Genomic DNA, 15,944 nt, shown 5'->3' on the forward strand with positions numbered 1-15,944 from the left:
GGGTGAGGTCCTCAAGGTGTCCGGGAGCGTCGAGAACTCCATGATCACCTACAGGCCTCACCCGCCTTCCTCAACCCCGCAAGGGTCCGCCCACCCCGGGAATCCCCAGTTCAACGGCCACTCGACCAAACACGCAATAGCCCTGAGTCATGGCGAATGCCATCACGATCGGCGAGTGGTCGGTCGAGCACTTCCTTGCCGCTGGGTCGGTGGTCGGGCTGACGACCGACGCGGGCCGGATCAAGGAGTACATCGACGGGACCGATGCCGGGTTCGCGTCGCGGTCGATCATTGCCCGTGAGGTGTTCAAGGGCCACGCTGCCTCGAAGGATCTGACGACGTGGATTGACGAGTTGGTGGCCACCGGCGACTACGAGCGGGTGATGTTGGCGACGACCGGTCGCCCCAAGGAGGTCGTACGCAGGAAGAGGTCCGGTGCGCAATAAGGGGGGTTCCTACGCAGGGTCGCGCAAGATGTCTCGTGGCGCAGATGGGGTTGCGACCTGCGGTTTTGTCGATCCGGGAAACCTTCTCGCGCTTCTTGCGCTTTTCGCGCAGGGGTGTGGGTGGCCGAGGGTGTATCCGATCTTGCCCTACACACACAGAGCATTTTTCAGATATCTATCTATCTTCCTATATATGGGCAGGTCAGACGTACTTGCTCATAACATTGCCCAACCCACTCACCCCGCCACCCCTGCGCAAGAAGCGAAAGAAGCGCGAGAAAGCGACGTGGATCGGAGTTTGCGCAGGTCAGGCGCATGATTGAAATCATTCGGGACCGCGCAGAAAGTTGCGCAAGAAGGGCGCGGCTACTCCTTCGATGCCACTGAGGCCGGGATGCTCCTTCGCCTTGCCTCACCTCGTCAACATCGACTCCTGCGCACGCAATGGATCAAGGTCCGGGTTGTTGACAGACCTACCGACCGGTTGTGGGTTAAGGTGCCGTCGGAATATCACCGGTAGACGCGAAGGGTCAGCCCGTGACTTCACCCCTCGATCCGAGACGACGGTTCAACGACACCGAGCGGGCGGCGTTGTACCTGGCAGCTGACGGCAAGTGCACCGGATGCGGCGTTGTGTTGCAGCCAGGCTGGCATGCGGACCACCATCGCATGACGGACGTCTTACGACGCAACGCCAACCTCGTGGATGCTCTTGGCTCTGCGCTACGCCAAGGCGAACACGCGATCGGAACCGTTCCTGCACTCGTTAAACGTGTGCTCCAAGAGGAGTCCTGGCGAGAGTTCGTTACACAACGAGGCGAACATGTTCAGCACGAAGCCTTCGACGACTTCGTCGAGGCGGCGCCGCTACAGGGACTTGGCGCGACACCGGACCTGATCGAGCGAATCGTTGAAGGTGACGACGACGCCACCCGGCTGCTTCGCGCAGCCCGGCTACGGCGTCCAGGGCCGAAACTCAGTTCCCGGAATAATATTCCGGGAACTGAGGACGATGGTCAGCCTCGCGGCACATCACGGGCTTACGCTCTAGCTCGTCTCCAGCGGGATGCCCCTGACCTGTACGACGACGTTCGGGCAAAGAGAATTTCTGCGCATGCAGCGATGGTCAAGGCCGGCTTCACCCCGCCTCGGTTTACCGTCCAAGTCACCTCGGCCGACGCCATTGCCGAAACCCTCCGTCGCCGGTTGCCGCCAGAGATCCTGACGGAAGTCGTTGCGCGGCTGGCCTCGTGATGCACCCACCGAGGATTCGTCGCAACGTCGGTCAACCTCGTCTCTGGTTGTGGATGCCAAACGATCGAGGCACCAACCGACGTTGGTTGCTGGCCCACCTTGGCGCCCGGGTCCGCCCGGAGTGGATACCGGCCAAGCGGCGATGGGAAGTCGCCCGACATCACCTCCGCCCGCTCGCTGAAGCACTGGCCGACAGGTTCGGCATGGTGGATGTGTTCTTGGAGTTCTCGACGACCCAGCGTTGTGACAAGCGGTGTCGGGAGGCCGGCGGCGACGACTGTGAATGCTCCTGCATGGGCGCCTTTCACGGTGGTGGCTTGTGGGGATCGGGCTGGATCGAAGTTGGCGAGACGACGTTGATTCGTCCTGGTTGGCAACTACGTCACATGCGGTTGGTGCGTGGTGGCTCGCTGACCCCGACAGGTGTGTGATGGACCCGTGTCAGTCGAGCTATCCGGAGGGCTGACAGTGCGGACGGACTCACCGACTGGACGGGCACCGCACCCGCTGGCGCCCGGCGTGACGGTGGTCGTGACGAGGCACGTCGGCCCGTACAAGGCGGCCCTGCGCGGGGTGGTGTCGCTGTACACGGCGGCGGCCCGGTCTGGGGAACGGGACCGTCGTGCCGCCCTTGGCGAAGTCCGGGAGCGGTGACGGTGGCGTGGCTGCCGGCCGGTCAGCGTTCCTTGTACCACTCCTCCCAGGGTCGCCCATGGCTCATACGCCTTGTATGCTGCCCTGTATGACTCGCATGACGATCGCACTACCGGACGACCTTGCCGACAGGATCAAGGCCGCTGGCGGCGACAACGTCTCCGCATGGATGCAGCGAGCCGCCCGAGACGCCCTCCTCCGCGAGGAAGTCGCCGCCGTGTCCGCCTTCGAACGCCGCACCAGCGACCCAGACTGGGACGCCGAACGTGAGCAGGAGTGGGCTGCGTGAGGCGCGGCGACGTCTACAGCCACGCAACGTTCGACCGGCAGTTCGTGATCGTCTCTACCGATCGGCTGACCGAGTCCGGCACGGTGATCGTGGTCGAGATCTCCCCCGAGGTGCCGGCAGGCACGCGCGGGATGCTCGCTGTGGCGCTCACCGACACCGAGCCCGTACATGGTGCGGTGCTGGCGTGGCGGGTCAACTACGTCAAAGCCGAACGGCTCGGCAAGCACCTCGGCGCCTTGTCCGCCGAGGCGATAGACATGGTTGACATGGCGCTCCGCACGGCGATGGACCTGTGAGCGAGCAGGCGACCCCGAACGGCTGCACCCATCCAGCCAAGGGCGGCCAAGAGCGCATCCTCGGCTCGGGTAGCGGTGACTACTACTGCTGCGTCTGCGACGAGCCCATGCCCGTGATTTCGAAGCCGAACCGCTGCGCGATGTGCCGGTCCACCACTGTTGACATCGCTCCCGATCCGGCGCACGGCAAGTCCTGGCGGTGCGCCGAGTGCGGCAAGAACTGGGGTTGGGTACGCGACGCGGCGACCCGTCGAGGCTGATTAGCGCAATATCACCCGGCCCGGCGCGGCCTGATCCGATGATCGGGGCGTGTGGGAGCGTGCGGAGATCCCTGCAGTCGGCGGCCCGGTCGACGGCCGCTCCCTGTCCGTGCTGCTCGACGACGACGGGTTCCCGCCCCTGACCCTTGATCAGACGTGGCTGTGGACGACCTACGGCAGTGAACTGTGGGATGCGGACACGGCCGGGGTGTACGAGCTGGAGCCGGTCGCAGGGGGCGGGCCGCCGTTCGTCTACCGGTGGATGCCGACCGGCCGTGCGCCTAGCCCTTCGGCTTAGCTGATCGTCGACCTTGTCTGGCAGGCGGGATCCCGGCTTCTCGCGCCAGTTTGCGGAGATAGGTCGCGGTGAACGGGCATCGTTCGGCAACATCCCCCGGATCCTCGCCGGCTCGAAGCAGGTCCAATGCGATCTGCTGGGCCTCCCGCCGCAGCGCCTTCGCCTGCTGTTCGACTGGGCCAAGCTCGACGCGAATGGCGTCAAGGCGGGCGTACGCGTCGGCGGGGTCTGTTGACACCTCGCCAAGATACCGCAATCCGGTTGCGAATTCTTGAGGGCCGGCGTAGGCTTCTACCCAGCACACCCCGTTGAAGCTCTGCGGTGGAGCGCCCGGCTCTTGGGACCGGGTGGACGCCGGTTCGAATCCGGTCGACGGGACAAGCCCCGCCGTAGCTCAGCGGTAGAGCGCCTGGCTCTGCATTCCGGGTGGACGCTGGTTCGAGCCCAGTCGGCGGGGCGCACACCACTCCCCCTAATCGCCAACCTGCTGGGAGGCAGCCGTGTCGAACGTGCTTGACCAGATGCATGACTCGTTGGACTCCCGGCTACGCCCCGAAGACATCGCCGCCCTGATCCTCGACAGTGGTGAAGACTTCACCCCGGGCCAGCGGCGCATGCTGGAGCGGGCCGCCAACTCGCGGCCGAGGTGGTGGTACTCGTCCATGTCGAGCGACTTCGCCCGCCCGGTCGATGCGTCCCGGCAGCTCGCCACCCTGGTCCGCCTGTTCGACCACGATGCGCAGGCGTACGCGGGCACGGGCGCGGCCGGTGACCCGAACGCCCTGCGCGTTCTCGCCCACGTAGCGGGCCAGCCGCTCGGCTGGGCTCCTGGCATCGACTTCAAGTCCCGTGCGAACCGAGAAGCCCGCGCCGCCGTTGGAGTCGAGCTGTCGAAGCGTCAGTACAACCGAGCGTGGCGGTTCCTCATCCGGCTCGACGACAAGATTTCCCGGCTGGACACCGAACTGCGCAAGCGGGAACTGATGCTTGCCGGCCGGTCCGGGCTCGCCGCCGACATCACCGCTGACCGGTTTCGCCGCGATCCGGCCGCCGCGTGTTTCGTCGCCTACTTCGTGGCGCGGAAGAACCTGCGTCGCGAGTTCTCCCTGTCGGGCAAGACGAACCCGATGGATGAGATCGCGGACATGCTGCTGCGCCGTCTCGGTGATGGGTCGGACTGGTGGATGGTGTCCCGCGTCCACCCGACACCGGACGTCGTCGCCCGACTGTCCGCGACGGAGCAGGGTGAACTGTTGGGTCGGTGGTCGTCACTGATGCGCGGCGCCGCCGACATCCTGCGTCAGGTATGGGATCCGTCGACCGACCGCACCACGATGATCGTGCGCCGGGGTATGGACTCCTCGACGTGGAACACGGTGGCGCAGGCGTACAACACCGCCCGCGCCGGATGGATGAACGCGCTCGCCGCGACCGGCACACTGGACCTGCTCGGCGTGGCGTGTCCGGGCAAGGTGATGCGGTTGATGGCCGCCGACCTCGCCTACTGGCACCGGTCGTCTGGGTCGGACGTGGACCCGGACACGGCGGTGTGGGCGGCGCTGCCGCTGCCGTGGGAGGTGCTGTCCGGCGAGGCGTCATGCACCCGCGACTACGTGGCCGAGGCGTGCGCCCGGTTCGAGGTCGACGCCGAACGGCGCGGCTGGGTCGGCCCACGCGCGACGGGCAAGGTGACCCGATTCGAGGCGACGCCGGAGTTGGTGCACGGGGTGTCGATTGCGGACCCGGTGTGGGCTGGCCTGCTGCGGCGCGCGGGCGTGTTCTCAGGTAAGCGGATCACGTCGAGCTACGAGGACATGCCGGTGCCGGCGGATGTGGTCGTCAGCGACCTGCCGACGAAGACCTTCCAGGAGGGCGCGCTGTGACCGGGACAACCACCCCGACCATGGAAGACCTGTACCCGGGCGGTGCCGGCTACCACCAGGCCCACGAGCCGTACATCCGCGCCGTCGCCGACGCCCTGACCGCGTCCGGGGTGAAGGTGCTCAACTGGTACGCGGACCCGAACGACCCCCGCGACGGCGCGATCCAGGTCAACACGTTCGGCCTCGACTACGACGAAGTCTGGGTGTGCTGGCAGGAGGAACGCCGCTGGTACGTGCTGCTCGTCGAAGAGCACGAGGGCCGGGAGGCGTCCCGCAACGTGTACGACCTCGACGCCGGCACCGTTTTCTCGCCGGAGTCGGTGGTGCGGGCGTTCGCCGAACACATGGGCATCACGCTGGACCCGCCCGGTGATGCGTTTCCGGATCTCGACTGGCCGGAGCACACGTTTGAGGACGACAACATCGAGCTGGAGTTGGCGTTGCACCGGCACGCGGAGGCCCAACCGTGACCGGGATGACCGCGACATGTCAGGTTGCCGACCCGGTGGTCAAGCTGTCCTGCGGTGTGGCCGAGTCCGGCGGTTTCCGCTGCGAGGTGACCGGCCCGCACAACAAGCATCGGATCGGCGGGCACACGATCGCTCACGCCCTGGCCGGCAACGGCTACGCGTGCTCTGCTATCAACCCGGGCGCTGCCGCCGCCGGCCGAGCGCCGTTGGTCCGGAACGTGGTCGACGGGCCGGGCTTGTGACAAGCGCTGACGACCTGTGGGCTGCCGCCCGCCAGCTCGGCGAGCAGATCGCAGCTAAGCGGGCCGCCGACCGGCAGGCAACCAAGGACGCCCGCAACGCCCGCCGCCGGCAGCGGTACGCGGCCACCCCGAAGGCGGCCCGTCGAACGACAGCGACGGCGGTACAGGTCGACGACGACTACGAGGTGGAGCCGGGTTGCCGCTGCCATCTGGTGCCGATGCCGCCGTGTGGCTGGTGCGAGAACGGCGGACCCGACCAAGAAGGAGACCATCAATGACCGACACATCCACCGACCGCTGGCACCTGGAGAAGGTCGTCAGCCCCCGTGGCTTCGCTTCTCTGCCCGACATCCCCTCCGAGTACGGAGGCGCCGTCTCTGTGTCCGAGTCGTCGGCAGCGGATGGCCCGCACATCTGGGTGCGCGCCAACGCCCCGGTCGACCCCCACAACCCGTACGGCGACACCCGCGAGTCTGCGATGCACCTGACCGCCGACAACGCTGCCCGGCTGGCCGAACAGCTCGAAGAGGTTGTGGTTGGGCACTACCAGAACGACGGCGAGCGGGAGATGACTGGCGCGGAAGCAAAGGCGGCGGTTCAGCGTGTGCGGGACCTGTGCGATCGGGCTCTCGCTGATCCGGGTGAGGCGGCTGGCGGGGAGTGGGAGGATCCGACGCCGATCCCCGGCTGGGTGACGGCGGTCCGGCGGGCGCTCAACGGGCCGGCTGGCCCGGAGGATGTGGCCAGGTGAGTGATCAGCAGCAGTCGCCGATGGCGGTCACCTACGACTGCCCCAACCGGTGCACTTACCCTCTCCCGGTCGCGTCGGAAGCCGAGCTGCGGGCGTGGGCCGAGATGGACACCGTCGGGATGTGGGCTGACGCGCAGCACGAGCGCGAGTGCCCGTCCCGTCGGGATGTCGACCCGCACGCCGCACAGGTGGCGGAGATCCTGGCCGGCGCCGGGGAGCGCCGGAATCCGTACCCGCGTGACGACGACCCGGAACGGTTGCGGGCTCGTGTTGACGCCCTCCGCTCGTCCTGAATGCCCACCGACGGTCTCATCTACTGCGTTCTGCGACGCGCCACCGTCGGCCTCGTCGTCAAAGCCGGCATGGTGGCCGACGCCCCTCCATACATGCGTCGCATGAAGGGCCGGGATGCTCGGCAGGTGTGGCGAGAACTAGCCGCGCACGCGGACGACTTACGGTGGCTACCGGACCGGTAGGTCACGCGAACCCGAGCCAGTCCTTCGCGCTGCGGGTCATGAGCGTGCCCATGATCGCGGCGAGGAATCCGATCCCGACGACGGCCGTTCCGACGGTGCGAAGCGTGGCCAGGGCTACGAGGAGCGCCACACCGAACCCGAGGTAGCTCCCCCACCGCCGGGCCCGGAACAGGCCGACAACGGCCACGACAGCGGCCAACGCGACGGTTCCGAGGAACACCACCGCGTGGGTTCGACCAGTGTCACCGATGGTGTTGGCGATCGACGCGAACCCGGCGAACACGGCGAGGGTGCCGAGGAGGAAGGCGGCGACCTTCACCGGGTACGGCATCCGCGTCGGCGGCCCGCCGTCGTCCGTCTGGTCAAGGTCGTCGGGATCGGTGTCGTTGTCCATCGGCAGATGATGCGGGCGGTCGGGACGCGAGGACCATTCACTGTCGGCGACGCGACAGCTTCCCGTCGTGATGTTGGAGGTGCCGGTCGACCGTTCGGGCTATTCGCAGGCTGGGATAGTCCTGCTGGCGGATCCCACCCTGAACGCCCGTTCGCGATCACGAGGCTACCGACGGGTACCGGGGCGGGTGAACGCGAGCGAAGGTCGGGCGATGGACGAGAACCTGCACCGCCGCAGGTGCCCCCACTGCGGCACAGACCTGACCGCCCTCGCCCGCCTCGTCACCACCACCGGCGCCCCCGTCCTCGAACGACACGAAACCCCGCCCGGACCGCTGCCTACCGGCACCATCGCCGCCGAGTGGATGACCCTGCCGTGCCTGCACCCACTGCACGGGATCCTGCTTTGGGATGCGGTCGTCGACCTCGACTGGGGCCATGACGTCGCCGCCAACGTGTGCCGGCCGGTCGCATCCCAGCTCGCCGCGTAAACGTTCGGGGGGTGGCCCCGACTGTGGGTGATGATGCGGGGTTCGTCGGGGCCGCCTGCCCTGCACGGTAGGTACCGGGTCCGACAGGGCGGCACACTGGACGTGTGTCCATCTACGCCACCGCCCTCCCGCTCGACGGCGTTGAGGAGCCGGCCCCGATCCTCTACCAGGGCTCACACGTCCTACCTGCCGACAACGACGCCCGGGATGGGGTGCTGCTGCTGTGCCAGATCCCGGGCCACATCAGCCGCGACGGCCGGGACCTGTCGGACGGCGACCGTACGGTGTGGCCGTGGCTGCGCCTGTCGCTGCACGGGCCGGGCGGGGACGCGACCGTGGTACTCGACCGGGAGCAGGTGGAGCGGATCCACGCCTACCTCGGCGACTGGCTGCGCTCAGCCAGGTCGGCGGCGAGCTGACCCGTGGGCGACGGCGACCCGCATGTAATGCCCCGGGCGGACCTGATCGACCACGAGGTTGACGACTGCCCGTGCGGGCCGACCACGGAGCCGGTACCCCGCCCGGACGGGTCAATGGGGTGGCTGGTTATTCATCACGCGCTCGACGGGCGCGAGCTGTGGGAGCCGCGTTAGCCGTCCCGGTGCAACCGGTTCAACGTCTCCCGCAGCCCCGGAGTGTCCGGCATGGTCGCGGCCAGCGCCGCGAACAGCGACAGGGCGCTGACGAAGTTCCGGCACGTCGCGCAGTCCTCGTCTCGGCAGGCTGCGGCATGCTCCCGGGACGCTTCGACGGTCCAGCGGTGCATCCAGCCCATCGCCCACCCGCGCCCGTGGATGTCGTTGACGCGCTGCATGAAGTACTCGGTCTGTTCGGGGTCCGGCAGCATGTGGACGGGCATCGCGATCTCCTTCGACCGGCGGCGTGCCTTCCTGTCTACCCCGGTGTGACGTGTGCTGGCCTCGGGTTCGGGGGCAGGGCGGGGTCGGCTGGTTGCCCACGGATGGCGACGGTCGGGGGATTTACGGTCGCCGGTACGACGGAGCCCGGCACCACCAGTCCGATGCCGGGCTCCGTTCGGTACGAGCGTCAGGCTGCCCGCCACCTACGTCGAGGATCAGTCGCCGACGACTTGCACACCATGAGCTTCCCGGTCGACGTGCGGCCGAGTGCACCGGAAGGAGAGCAGAACGCGCCCGGGTGGACGCCGGACCGGACCGCCGGAGACGGCTTCTTCGTCGCCTTCTTCGGCTTGGCCGTGGTCTTCCGGGGGGTCGGCCTGCTGGTGGACTTCTTCGGGGTGGGCTTGACGGTGGTCCGCTCGGGGGTCGAGGTTGCCGCCTCGGCCGTCGGGTCAGCCCGTGGGGTCGAGTTGCTGAAGATTCCTTGACTGCTCGCCTGCTGGCTGCTGGTCGGCTTGTCGTCGCTGAAGGCGCCACCAATGGCGCCGATGACAGTGGTGCCACCGCAACAGAGGAGGAGTACGAATACCGCGAATCCGGCTCCGCTGCTTGCGAAGTTCTTCTTCCGGGTCACCTGCTGGAGTGTGGCGGTCACGGAGATCGGCGGCTACCGGTTGATCAGGTCGGCGGCAGTCAGCCGAGTGCGGCGAGGGTCGACCGGTCATCAATCGGCGCCGGTTGATCGGCTTGCGGCGGCCGGCTAACCGTCTGTCGCCCGGTCGGGGGTCACGGGCCGCTGTCGGGTTTCCGCTTCTTCGGTGGTCGACCACTGGGCTTTGGTGGTGGTACGTACGGCTCGACCTCTCGTATGCGCCGTTCGGGTTCGGCCAGTAGTTCGGCGAGGCAGGCAAGTAGGTACGCCTGGACGGTTAGGTTGTGCTCGTCGAGCATCGCGCTGGCCTGCTCTTTGACCTGCTCGGTTGGCCGAACGGTCACGGTCGGGTCGCGGTGTCGGTCTGGCACTTGATCAGTCTGCCACGTTGTGGCTTCCACTTCTTACCTCCCTGCGATACTATAAGTGGAGTCCACTTTTGAAGTCGAGGGAGTCGAGATGCCCGCCACCTTCACCTGCCGGACGTGCGGCGCCGGCCTCAGTAGCGCTGACACCAGCGACGACGTCGCCTACTTCCACTCCGGTCCGGCTGACCACGCGGCGGTGCCGCGACTCCAGCACCAGCCTGTCCCGGCCAGTGACCTGCGCGACGGCGACCTCATGCGGGTCGGTTCGAGCACCAACTACGTCCTTGTCGCTGACGCCCAGCCGGTCAACGACCTGATCGTCGTAACGATCTACAACGGCCAGGTTTCGAACTCGAACGGGGCGACTCTTCGGTTCGCGCCGGACGACACCGTGTTCCTGTCGATGCGCGACGCGAAGCCCTGATCGGCGAACGCGATGAACCGCAGCATCGAGCACAACACCAAGGTCCGCGCCAAGATGGTTGCCGCCCTCGACTCAGCGACCAACGCGCAGCTCGTCGAGATGCACGACATGACGTTCGCGCTCCTGCGGGGAACGCCGACGGACCAGACGGGCGACTTCACGGATGCCCTCAAGGTGCTGTCGGTGATCGAAACCCAGTTCGAGAGGCGCGGAATCCCGCACTGTGGCGAGTGCGGTCGCCCCAACGGGCAGCACGAGCCCGACTTCTGCTCGCAGGTCGCGCGGCGGTGAACCGCAGCATGGAGCACCAGGACCGGTGCGGCGCCGCCGGCCTACCGCTGATCGTCATCGACCGGCAGGGCCGCGAGGTGCCGGTTCCGGACGGCATCGACCCGGCCAACTACGTGAACAACCACCTTGGCCCCGGCCACGAGGCGCTGATCCGCTGCGTCGACCACCCGGACACGCCGGCCGTTGACTGCCTCACCTGCATTCCCGAGGACGACTGATGGACGGGGAGCCGTCGTGGCGGGAGATCGCCGACCAGTTGGCTGACCGTCTGGAGAACCACGCCTACTGCGACGAACACCCGACGGTCCGCCCGGACGACACCTGCCCGTTCTGTAGAGACCGAGCCGCCTTCCAGGTCTGGGAGGCGAAGTCCAGCGCTACACCCAACCGAACGGAGACCACATGACCAACCTGATCCCCGAGCCTGTTGCCCTGCCGAGCTGGGCCGAGATGTCCGACCTCGACAAGGGCGCCGCCCTACTGCACCTGCACAAGCGGGAGTACGAGGGTGCCGGGTACGCCGTCGAGAACTACCCGGTCAAGTACTTCGACGACCCGCGCCTCACCAGCCTGGAACGGCGGGCGGCCTGCCGTCACGCGGCCAGCTTCGCTCGGGAGGCCGACGGGCTGCCCGACGCCGAGTACACCCGCCTGTACGACCTGGCATTGGAGGAGCCGGACCGTCGCTGCCTGTGGGCCGCTCGGGACGAGAACCGCGTCGTTCCGACGGAGACGCGGGAGTATGCGGTCGAACTGCTGACCGTGTCGTGGCCGGAGTACCAGCCGAACGCGGACCGGTCGGGGTGGGCGCTGCTGGCCCGCGACGAGCCGGGCGGCGAGTGGCGCGAGGTGCCGTTCAAGACCGCGACTGCCGACGCCTGATCCGCGTTCCGCCGTGCCGGACCCTGCAATACCGGCACGAGCGGTAGCGGCCCAGACTCCCACCGACACATCGGAGGTGCCCATGTTCACTACTGCCACCCTGTCGATCGGCGGGTTCTATACCGATCTCAAGCTCACCGGCGACAACCACCAGCCCGGCGCCCCGGCCGAGCGGATCAACGTTCTCGGCGACGGAGCCGACGACTGGCGGGACCGGGACAACAGCCCGTACTTCAAGCGTGGTGCCGACCGCGAGCTGACCGCACGCGGCTGGCGGCGGGTCGGCGGTTGGGTGTACGACGCCCCTCGTGACGTGTACGTGGCCCCGATTGCCAACGAGGGGCGGCGTTGATGGGCGCCGACCTGGCCGGGCCGTGGACGATCGGCGTGGTACGGCGCGGTAACGAACCGGCGCCAAGGTCGGATGCGCCGACGTACTGGTTGACGCAGATCCGCACCTACGACGACGGGGTCACCCGGCGGGACACGATGGCCTGCCATTACGGCACCGCAGACGAGGCGCAGCAGGATCGGGTACGTCGACTTCACGAGAGCCGGATCCCGTTTACCCAGGGTTCCGGGTGGATCGAGTTCCGGGACGATCCGCCCCGCCATGTGGAGCCGTGTCGGGTGCGGTTGGAGTACTCGACTAAGCAGCCGACGAGGGGGTGTTGACCGATGGCGAGACTGCTGGTCACTCGCGGCCTCCCGGGCAGCGGAAAGAGCACGTTCGCCCGGCGTTGGGTGGCCGAGAACCCGACCGGCCGGTACCGGGTGAACCGGGACGACCTGCGGGCGATGGGGCACGACTCGACGCACGTCAAGGCCGGCAAGGACTCCCCCGGCACGGAGCGGATCATCGTCGCCGCCCGGAACGCGATGGTGATGTCCCTGCTGCGGCGTGGCGTGGACGTGATCGTGGATGAGACGTGCCTTCCGGACAAGACGCTGCACAGCCTGCGGCAGTTCGCCGGCCGGGCTGGCGCCACCTTCGAGGTCGTCGACTTTCGGCATGTGCCGGTCGAGGTGTGCATCGCCCGTGACGCCCAGCGGACCGGTACGGCCCGGGTCGGCGAGGACGTGATCAGGGGCATGTGGGAGCGGCACCTTGCCGAAAGGTCGGTGGCGGTGTGAAGGCGATCCGCGTTCGTCACGAGCAGGCTCCGACTCCGATGGGCTGCCGCTGGTGTGGTGTCGGCCAGCGGGACCACGGCCAGCGGTGGGTTCCGGGCAAGGACTTTCACGGCTACGAGCCGCCTACCCAGAAGCAGATCAACGCCCGCCTCCGCGTGAAGTACAAGAGCCGGGTTCCGGTGCACCACCTACGTTGCCTGTCGTCGGACGCCGCTGAACAGTTCGCGCGTTTACTGCTGGACGCCGGCCGGCTTGTTCGGGTGGAGGCGGTCGACGGCTTGGTGGTGTTCCCGCACGCGCTGCCTCGGGTGGTGATCGAGGTTGCGAAGCTGGGCCGCGAGGTTGGTTTCGTCAGTGACGAGTGTGCGGCGGATCTGCTGGTCACGCTCGCTGGACATCCTGTGGACCGGCCGATGGCTGCCGTGACTGAGATTAAGGAGTGAGCACCATGACCACCGAACGCATCGACGCTTACCGGATCGGGTGGACCCGCCGATTCGTGCCCGCGCGACTGTGGCTGTGCTTCCTGCGTGGCCGCCAGCCCGACGGCCGGCGCGTCTCCCGGTCGGCGTACGCCCGCAGAATCTGGAGCTACATCCGCCGCTGGCTCGTCAACCCGAAGGACTGGCTGCGCCAGCCGTGGCAGGCCGAGGCCGAGGGGCAGCGGTTCGCCCGGCGTGGACTTACCCCCGCTGCGGCGGAGCGGAAGATGCGGCGCGACGTCGAGCACGAGATGTTGACCGGACGGCGGTCGCTGTATCAGCGATACCGGTGGTGGCGGGCGCGGCGTTGGGATCGCGCCAATCTGCCGTCGGGTGGTGGCCGGTGAGTACTCACATCCCCACCCCCGAGGAGTACCCGGCTCGCTGGGTTGACGCCGCCGCCGTTGCGCTGGGCGGCGGAACAGCAACGTCGGTTGACTACGAACGTGCTGGCCGTGTGCTCGCTGCCCTCGATGAGGTTGGCGCGCTGGCGCTGGACCTGCCCGCCCGAGACGCCCGGATCCGAGCCGACGAGCGCCGGAAAATCGATAAGGAGATCCGCCGGTACGCTGCCCAACTTCGCGATACCGGGGCTGGCACGTCGGCCATCGTTGCCGAGGACGTAGCAGGACGTGTCGCTGCGGCCGATGACAGCCCCGCTGCGGGGTCGGCTGTTCCCGCCGAGGGATCCGCCCACTCCCCGGCTGTTGGCCGGCTTCCGTGGCCACACGGGACCGATCCGGTCACCGACGCATGGCTTCGCTCGCAGGGCGCCGACCCGGACGAGATCCGTACCCGGGCGCGGGAGCACATCGACACCTTGATTCGACGCACCGGAGGAGACGACCGTGGCTGAGAAAACCCCCATCCCCGCCGGCCCGTCGGGTGAGCCGTACCCGGGCGCGGCCGAGGTGCGCAAGCTCGCACTCAACACGTTCTGGCCGATGGTCGAACGCCGGGCCAACGAGCTGGGCTGGGCCGTATCCGAGGTCGTTGACGAGCGGATGCTGGCCGCTGTCAACAACGCTCTGTACGCGGTCGGCGGCGCCGCGTACGCCGCTGGGCTGGCTGCTGGTCGTACCCCGCCGACCAACTCTGATGACCTGTACCTGTCCATCGCCGTCGGCATCGACCCGGTAGATCCGGAGGAGTGTGCGGTTAGCCCGACGTTCCGGGCGGCGGTCGATGCTGCCGTGGCTGCTGGTCGTACCGCAGCAGCCGAAGACCGGGCGTTGCTCGATCGAGTCCGCGAGCACATCGGCAACCACGGCGACGGCGAGGTTGACGTCTGGTCGCTTCGTGAACTGCTGGCCGGTCGCCCCACCGACGTCGATCCGGTGCCCTACGCGGTCAAGCCCAGTAGTCGGGGAGCCGACCGGTGAGCGAGTACGACACCGCACCGAGCAAGCCCAACTTCGAGCGGCGACCGGCGGACCACCCGCACACCGACCCGGGCGACGGCCGGCAGGAATGCGACCGCTGCGGCAAGTTCATCTGGCCGGCGATCCACTCGTGCAAAGGCGTGCCGGTCACTGCTGCCGCCCGTGCTCGTTGGGAGGCCGCGCACGCGGTCGAGCCGGTGACCGCCCCGAACCCCGCCGACGTCGAACTCGTCGCCGCCGCTCTGGCCGCCGCAGGCAACGAGCGGATGGCGGCCCAAATGGCCAAGGTCAACGGCGAATGGGGTGTGCCATACCGGGCGGATGAGATGGTCGAGCTGGCCGTCGATGCCCTGACCGCGTTGGCTGGGGCCGGTCGGCTGCTTCCCGTTGGCGCCCGCACCGCGACTCAGTTCGGTGTCCGGTTCACCCGGGCCGACGGGTCTTCGTGGGTGTCCGAGTGCTCGCAGCGTGCGGCTGAGGACAGGGCCGAGTTCTACGCGAAGCGTCGGGCCGAAGGCCCGCATCAAATCGTGTCTGCCGAGGTCGTTCAGCGTGACGGCGGGTCGTGGGTTGGTCCGTGGCGTCCGGTTCCTTCCACCCAGGAGACGCCGTGACCGACTACAGCCGAGCCGTTCGCGTGCTCGTGGTCGTCAACTGGCGGCGAGGAACCGTCCACGGCATCACCTGCGACCAGGAGCAATCCCAGCGCTGGGTACGCGAGCTGATCGACCGGTACGGCGACCCGCTCGCTGCGACGCAGACGGTTGATCTCGTCTTCCCAGCCGACTTGCCGGTTCCTTCTATCCCTGAGGAGACACCCAATGGCTGAGACCGAGTGGCCGATTCGGCGGCTGTGGACGTACCCGGCCGGCGAGTTCGACCCGGCGTGGTGGCACAAGCTCGGCGTGCCGGTCTTCGGCGGTGACGAGTGGGGTCGCCGGACGGTTGTGATCGGCACGGCGCTGACGGGCTACGTGGTGTGGGCGTGGCGCACGTGCTGGTGCCCTGAGTGCCACGAAGCGCGGGAGCAGACGTATCGGTTCGCGTTCGGGGATTCGTCGTGACTCGAAGGTCCGCCCGGTCGACCCCGACGACGTGATTCGGTACGGCGAGGTGCTGCATGAGGCCGCGCACGGCGGTGGTTCCTGTGACTGCGACGAGCAGCCGTTGGTCCGCAGGCAGTTCGAGCGTCGCCGGGGTGATGTTGGAACAGCTCGCCGAAGACGGCCGACTTTAGTGACCGGCCGGTAGGGGTCGTCTAGTCGG

General features: G+C 67.9%; 33 protein-coding genes and 2 tRNA genes. 31 read left to right on the plus strand and 4 right to left on the minus strand.

Going from position 1 to position 15,944, the window contains the following annotated elements; all coding sequences use genetic code 11:
- Positions 1–149: 149 nt before the first annotated feature.
- The 6 genes from O7626_RS40445 to O7626_RS40470 all read left to right on the plus strand — a co-directional run bounded on the left by O7626_RS40445 (position 150) and on the right by O7626_RS40470 (position 3,199).
- A complete protein-coding gene (locus tag O7626_RS40445; protein WP_278066711.1) occupies positions 150–446 on the plus strand; it encodes a hypothetical protein in 297 nt (98 codons plus the stop codon).
- A 537-nt stretch (positions 447–983) separates the two neighbouring features.
- Positions 984–1,700, plus strand: coding sequence for a hypothetical protein (locus O7626_RS40450; protein ID WP_278066712.1), 717 nt, complete (start codon positions 984–986; stop codon positions 1,698–1,700).
- Between the two features lie 531 nt (positions 1,701–2,231).
- Positions 2,232–2,354, plus strand: a complete 123-nt coding sequence (locus O7626_RS40455) for a hypothetical protein (protein WP_278066713.1) — start codon at positions 2,232–2,234, stop codon at positions 2,352–2,354.
- Positions 2,355–2,442: 88 nt separating this feature from the next.
- The gene (locus O7626_RS40460; RefSeq protein ID WP_278066714.1) at positions 2,443–2,643 is read left to right on the plus strand and encodes a hypothetical protein; all 201 of its coding nucleotides are present in this window, start codon (positions 2,443–2,445) and stop codon (positions 2,641–2,643) included.
- Positions 2,640–2,939, plus strand: coding sequence for a type II toxin-antitoxin system PemK/MazF family toxin (locus O7626_RS40465; RefSeq protein ID WP_278066715.1), 300 nt, complete (start codon positions 2,640–2,642; stop codon positions 2,937–2,939). Before O7626_RS40460 ends, O7626_RS40465 begins: the two co-directional genes overlap by 4 nt.
- On the plus strand, positions 2,936–3,199 hold the full coding sequence (locus O7626_RS40470) for a hypothetical protein (protein WP_278066716.1): 264 nt from the start codon (positions 2,936–2,938) through the stop codon (positions 3,197–3,199). Before O7626_RS40465 ends, O7626_RS40470 begins: the two co-directional genes overlap by 4 nt.
- A gap of 281 nt (positions 3,200–3,480) precedes the next feature.
- Here O7626_RS40470 and O7626_RS40475 read toward each other — a convergent pair whose 3' ends face one another.
- On the minus strand, positions 3,481–3,735 hold the full coding sequence (locus O7626_RS40475; protein ID WP_278066717.1) for a hypothetical protein: 255 nt from the start codon (positions 3,733–3,735) through the stop codon (positions 3,481–3,483).
- Positions 3,736–3,801: 66 nt separating this feature from the next.
- Here O7626_RS40475 and O7626_RS40480 point away from each other — a divergent pair.
- The 8 genes from O7626_RS40480 to O7626_RS40515 all read left to right on the plus strand — a co-directional run bounded on the left by O7626_RS40480 (position 3,802) and on the right by O7626_RS40515 (position 7,136).
- A tRNA-Lys gene (locus O7626_RS40480) sits at positions 3,802–3,875 on the plus strand.
- Positions 3,876–3,880: 5 nt separating this feature from the next.
- A tRNA-Gln gene (locus O7626_RS40485) sits at positions 3,881–3,954 on the plus strand.
- Between the two features lie 43 nt (positions 3,955–3,997).
- A complete protein-coding gene (locus tag O7626_RS40490; RefSeq protein ID WP_278066718.1) occupies positions 3,998–5,380 on the plus strand; it encodes a hypothetical protein in 1,383 nt (460 codons plus the stop codon).
- A complete protein-coding gene (locus O7626_RS40495; RefSeq protein WP_278066719.1) occupies positions 5,377–5,850 on the plus strand; it encodes a DUF6292 family protein in 474 nt (157 codons plus the stop codon). Before O7626_RS40490 ends, O7626_RS40495 begins: the two co-directional genes overlap by 4 nt.
- A gap of 5 nt (positions 5,851–5,855) precedes the next feature.
- Positions 5,856–6,092, plus strand: a complete 237-nt coding sequence (locus O7626_RS40500; protein ID WP_278066720.1) for a hypothetical protein — start codon at positions 5,856–5,858, stop codon at positions 6,090–6,092.
- Positions 6,089–6,370, plus strand: a complete 282-nt coding sequence (locus O7626_RS40505; protein WP_278066721.1) for a hypothetical protein — start codon at positions 6,089–6,091, stop codon at positions 6,368–6,370. Before O7626_RS40500 ends, O7626_RS40505 begins: the two co-directional genes overlap by 4 nt.
- A complete protein-coding gene (locus O7626_RS40510; protein ID WP_278066722.1) occupies positions 6,367–6,843 on the plus strand; it encodes a hypothetical protein in 477 nt (158 codons plus the stop codon). The genes O7626_RS40505 and O7626_RS40510 overlap by 4 nt, the downstream gene beginning before the upstream one ends.
- Positions 6,840–7,136 carry a hypothetical protein gene (locus tag O7626_RS40515; RefSeq protein ID WP_278066723.1) on the plus strand — a complete coding sequence of 99 codons (297 nt, stop codon included), beginning with the start codon at positions 6,840–6,842 and terminating at the stop codon, positions 7,134–7,136. Before O7626_RS40510 ends, O7626_RS40515 begins: the two co-directional genes overlap by 4 nt.
- A 184-nt stretch (positions 7,137–7,320) precedes the next feature.
- Here O7626_RS40515 and O7626_RS40520 read toward each other — a convergent pair whose 3' ends face one another.
- Complete coding sequence (locus O7626_RS40520; RefSeq protein WP_278066724.1) at positions 7,321–7,713, minus strand: hypothetical protein; 393 nt, start codon at positions 7,711–7,713, stop codon at positions 7,321–7,323.
- Between the two features lie 211 nt (positions 7,714–7,924).
- Between O7626_RS40520 and O7626_RS40525 the strand changes: the two genes are divergently transcribed.
- Together O7626_RS40525 and O7626_RS40530 are read left to right on the plus strand one after the other, a co-directional pair.
- Positions 7,925–8,203, plus strand: coding sequence for a hypothetical protein (locus tag O7626_RS40525; protein ID WP_278066725.1), 279 nt, complete (start codon positions 7,925–7,927; stop codon positions 8,201–8,203).
- Between the two features lie 104 nt (positions 8,204–8,307).
- Entirely contained in the window at positions 8,308–8,622 is a 315-nt protein-coding gene (locus O7626_RS40530; protein WP_278066726.1) for a hypothetical protein, read from the plus strand.
- Between the two features lie 170 nt (positions 8,623–8,792).
- Here the strand turns inward: O7626_RS40530 and O7626_RS40535 are convergent, their stop codons facing one another.
- The gene (locus O7626_RS40535; protein WP_278066727.1) at positions 8,793–9,062 is read right to left on the minus strand and encodes a hypothetical protein; all 270 of its coding nucleotides are present in this window, start codon (positions 9,060–9,062) and stop codon (positions 8,793–8,795) included.
- Between the two features lie 240 nt (positions 9,063–9,302).
- On the opposite strand from O7626_RS40535, the gene O7626_RS40540 reads away from it, so the two are divergent.
- Complete coding sequence (locus tag O7626_RS40540; RefSeq protein ID WP_278066728.1) at positions 9,303–9,551, plus strand: hypothetical protein; 249 nt, start codon at positions 9,303–9,305, stop codon at positions 9,549–9,551.
- 298 nt (positions 9,552–9,849) lie between these two features.
- Here the strand turns inward: O7626_RS40540 and O7626_RS40545 are convergent, their stop codons facing one another.
- On the minus strand, positions 9,850–10,059 hold the full coding sequence (locus tag O7626_RS40545; protein WP_278066729.1) for a hypothetical protein: 210 nt from the start codon (positions 10,057–10,059) through the stop codon (positions 9,850–9,852).
- 115 nt (positions 10,060–10,174) lie between these two features.
- Between O7626_RS40545 and O7626_RS40550 the strand changes: the two genes are divergently transcribed.
- From O7626_RS40550 to O7626_RS40615, 14 genes are all read left to right on the plus strand, one after another.
- Positions 10,175–10,507 (plus strand): hypothetical protein, encoded by a 333-nt coding sequence (locus tag O7626_RS40550; protein WP_278066730.1) that lies wholly within the window; start codon positions 10,175–10,177, stop codon positions 10,505–10,507.
- Positions 10,508–10,519: 12 nt separating this feature from the next.
- A complete protein-coding gene (locus O7626_RS40555) occupies positions 10,520–10,798 on the plus strand; it encodes a hypothetical protein (protein ID WP_278066731.1) in 279 nt (92 codons plus the stop codon).
- Positions 10,795–11,016, plus strand: coding sequence for a hypothetical protein (locus O7626_RS40560; protein WP_278066732.1), 222 nt, complete (start codon positions 10,795–10,797; stop codon positions 11,014–11,016). Before O7626_RS40555 ends, O7626_RS40560 begins: the two co-directional genes overlap by 4 nt.
- Positions 11,017–11,200: 184 nt before the next feature.
- On the plus strand, positions 11,201–11,680 hold the full coding sequence (locus O7626_RS40565; RefSeq protein WP_278066734.1) for a hypothetical protein: 480 nt from the start codon (positions 11,201–11,203) through the stop codon (positions 11,678–11,680).
- A gap of 82 nt (positions 11,681–11,762) precedes the next feature.
- Positions 11,763–12,032 carry a hypothetical protein gene (locus O7626_RS40570; RefSeq protein ID WP_278066735.1) on the plus strand — a complete coding sequence of 90 codons (270 nt, stop codon included), beginning with the start codon at positions 11,763–11,765 and terminating at the stop codon, positions 12,030–12,032.
- Positions 12,032–12,355, plus strand: coding sequence for a hypothetical protein (locus tag O7626_RS40575; RefSeq protein WP_278066736.1), 324 nt, complete (start codon positions 12,032–12,034; stop codon positions 12,353–12,355). The genes O7626_RS40570 and O7626_RS40575 overlap by 1 nt, the downstream gene beginning before the upstream one ends.
- 3 nt (positions 12,356–12,358) lie before the next feature.
- Positions 12,359–12,814 (plus strand): AAA family ATPase, encoded by a 456-nt coding sequence (locus O7626_RS40580; RefSeq protein WP_278066737.1) that lies wholly within the window; start codon positions 12,359–12,361, stop codon positions 12,812–12,814.
- On the plus strand, positions 12,811–13,257 hold the full coding sequence (locus O7626_RS40585) for a hypothetical protein (RefSeq protein ID WP_278066738.1): 447 nt from the start codon (positions 12,811–12,813) through the stop codon (positions 13,255–13,257). Before O7626_RS40580 ends, O7626_RS40585 begins: the two co-directional genes overlap by 4 nt.
- A gap of 5 nt (positions 13,258–13,262) precedes the next feature.
- Complete coding sequence (locus O7626_RS40590) at positions 13,263–13,643, plus strand: hypothetical protein (RefSeq protein ID WP_278066739.1); 381 nt, start codon at positions 13,263–13,265, stop codon at positions 13,641–13,643.
- Positions 13,640–14,152 (plus strand): hypothetical protein, encoded by a 513-nt coding sequence (locus O7626_RS40595; RefSeq protein WP_278066740.1) that lies wholly within the window; start codon positions 13,640–13,642, stop codon positions 14,150–14,152. Before O7626_RS40590 ends, O7626_RS40595 begins: the two co-directional genes overlap by 4 nt.
- Positions 14,145–14,678, plus strand: coding sequence for a hypothetical protein (locus O7626_RS40600; RefSeq protein WP_278066741.1), 534 nt, complete (start codon positions 14,145–14,147; stop codon positions 14,676–14,678). The genes O7626_RS40595 and O7626_RS40600 overlap by 8 nt, the downstream gene beginning before the upstream one ends.
- A complete protein-coding gene (locus O7626_RS40605; RefSeq protein ID WP_278066742.1) occupies positions 14,675–15,292 on the plus strand; it encodes a hypothetical protein in 618 nt (205 codons plus the stop codon). The genes O7626_RS40600 and O7626_RS40605 overlap by 4 nt, the downstream gene beginning before the upstream one ends.
- Positions 15,289–15,507, plus strand: coding sequence for a hypothetical protein (locus O7626_RS40610; RefSeq protein WP_278066743.1), 219 nt, complete (start codon positions 15,289–15,291; stop codon positions 15,505–15,507). The genes O7626_RS40605 and O7626_RS40610 overlap by 4 nt, the downstream gene beginning before the upstream one ends.
- Positions 15,500–15,742 (plus strand): hypothetical protein, encoded by a 243-nt coding sequence (locus O7626_RS40615; RefSeq protein ID WP_278066744.1) that lies wholly within the window; start codon positions 15,500–15,502, stop codon positions 15,740–15,742. Before O7626_RS40610 ends, O7626_RS40615 begins: the two co-directional genes overlap by 8 nt.
- Positions 15,743–15,944 lie beyond the last annotated feature (202 nt).

Source organism: Micromonospora sp. WMMD1102, assembly GCF_029626265.1.
Classification (GTDB): Bacteria; Actinomycetota; Actinomycetes; order Mycobacteriales; family Micromonosporaceae; genus Plantactinospora.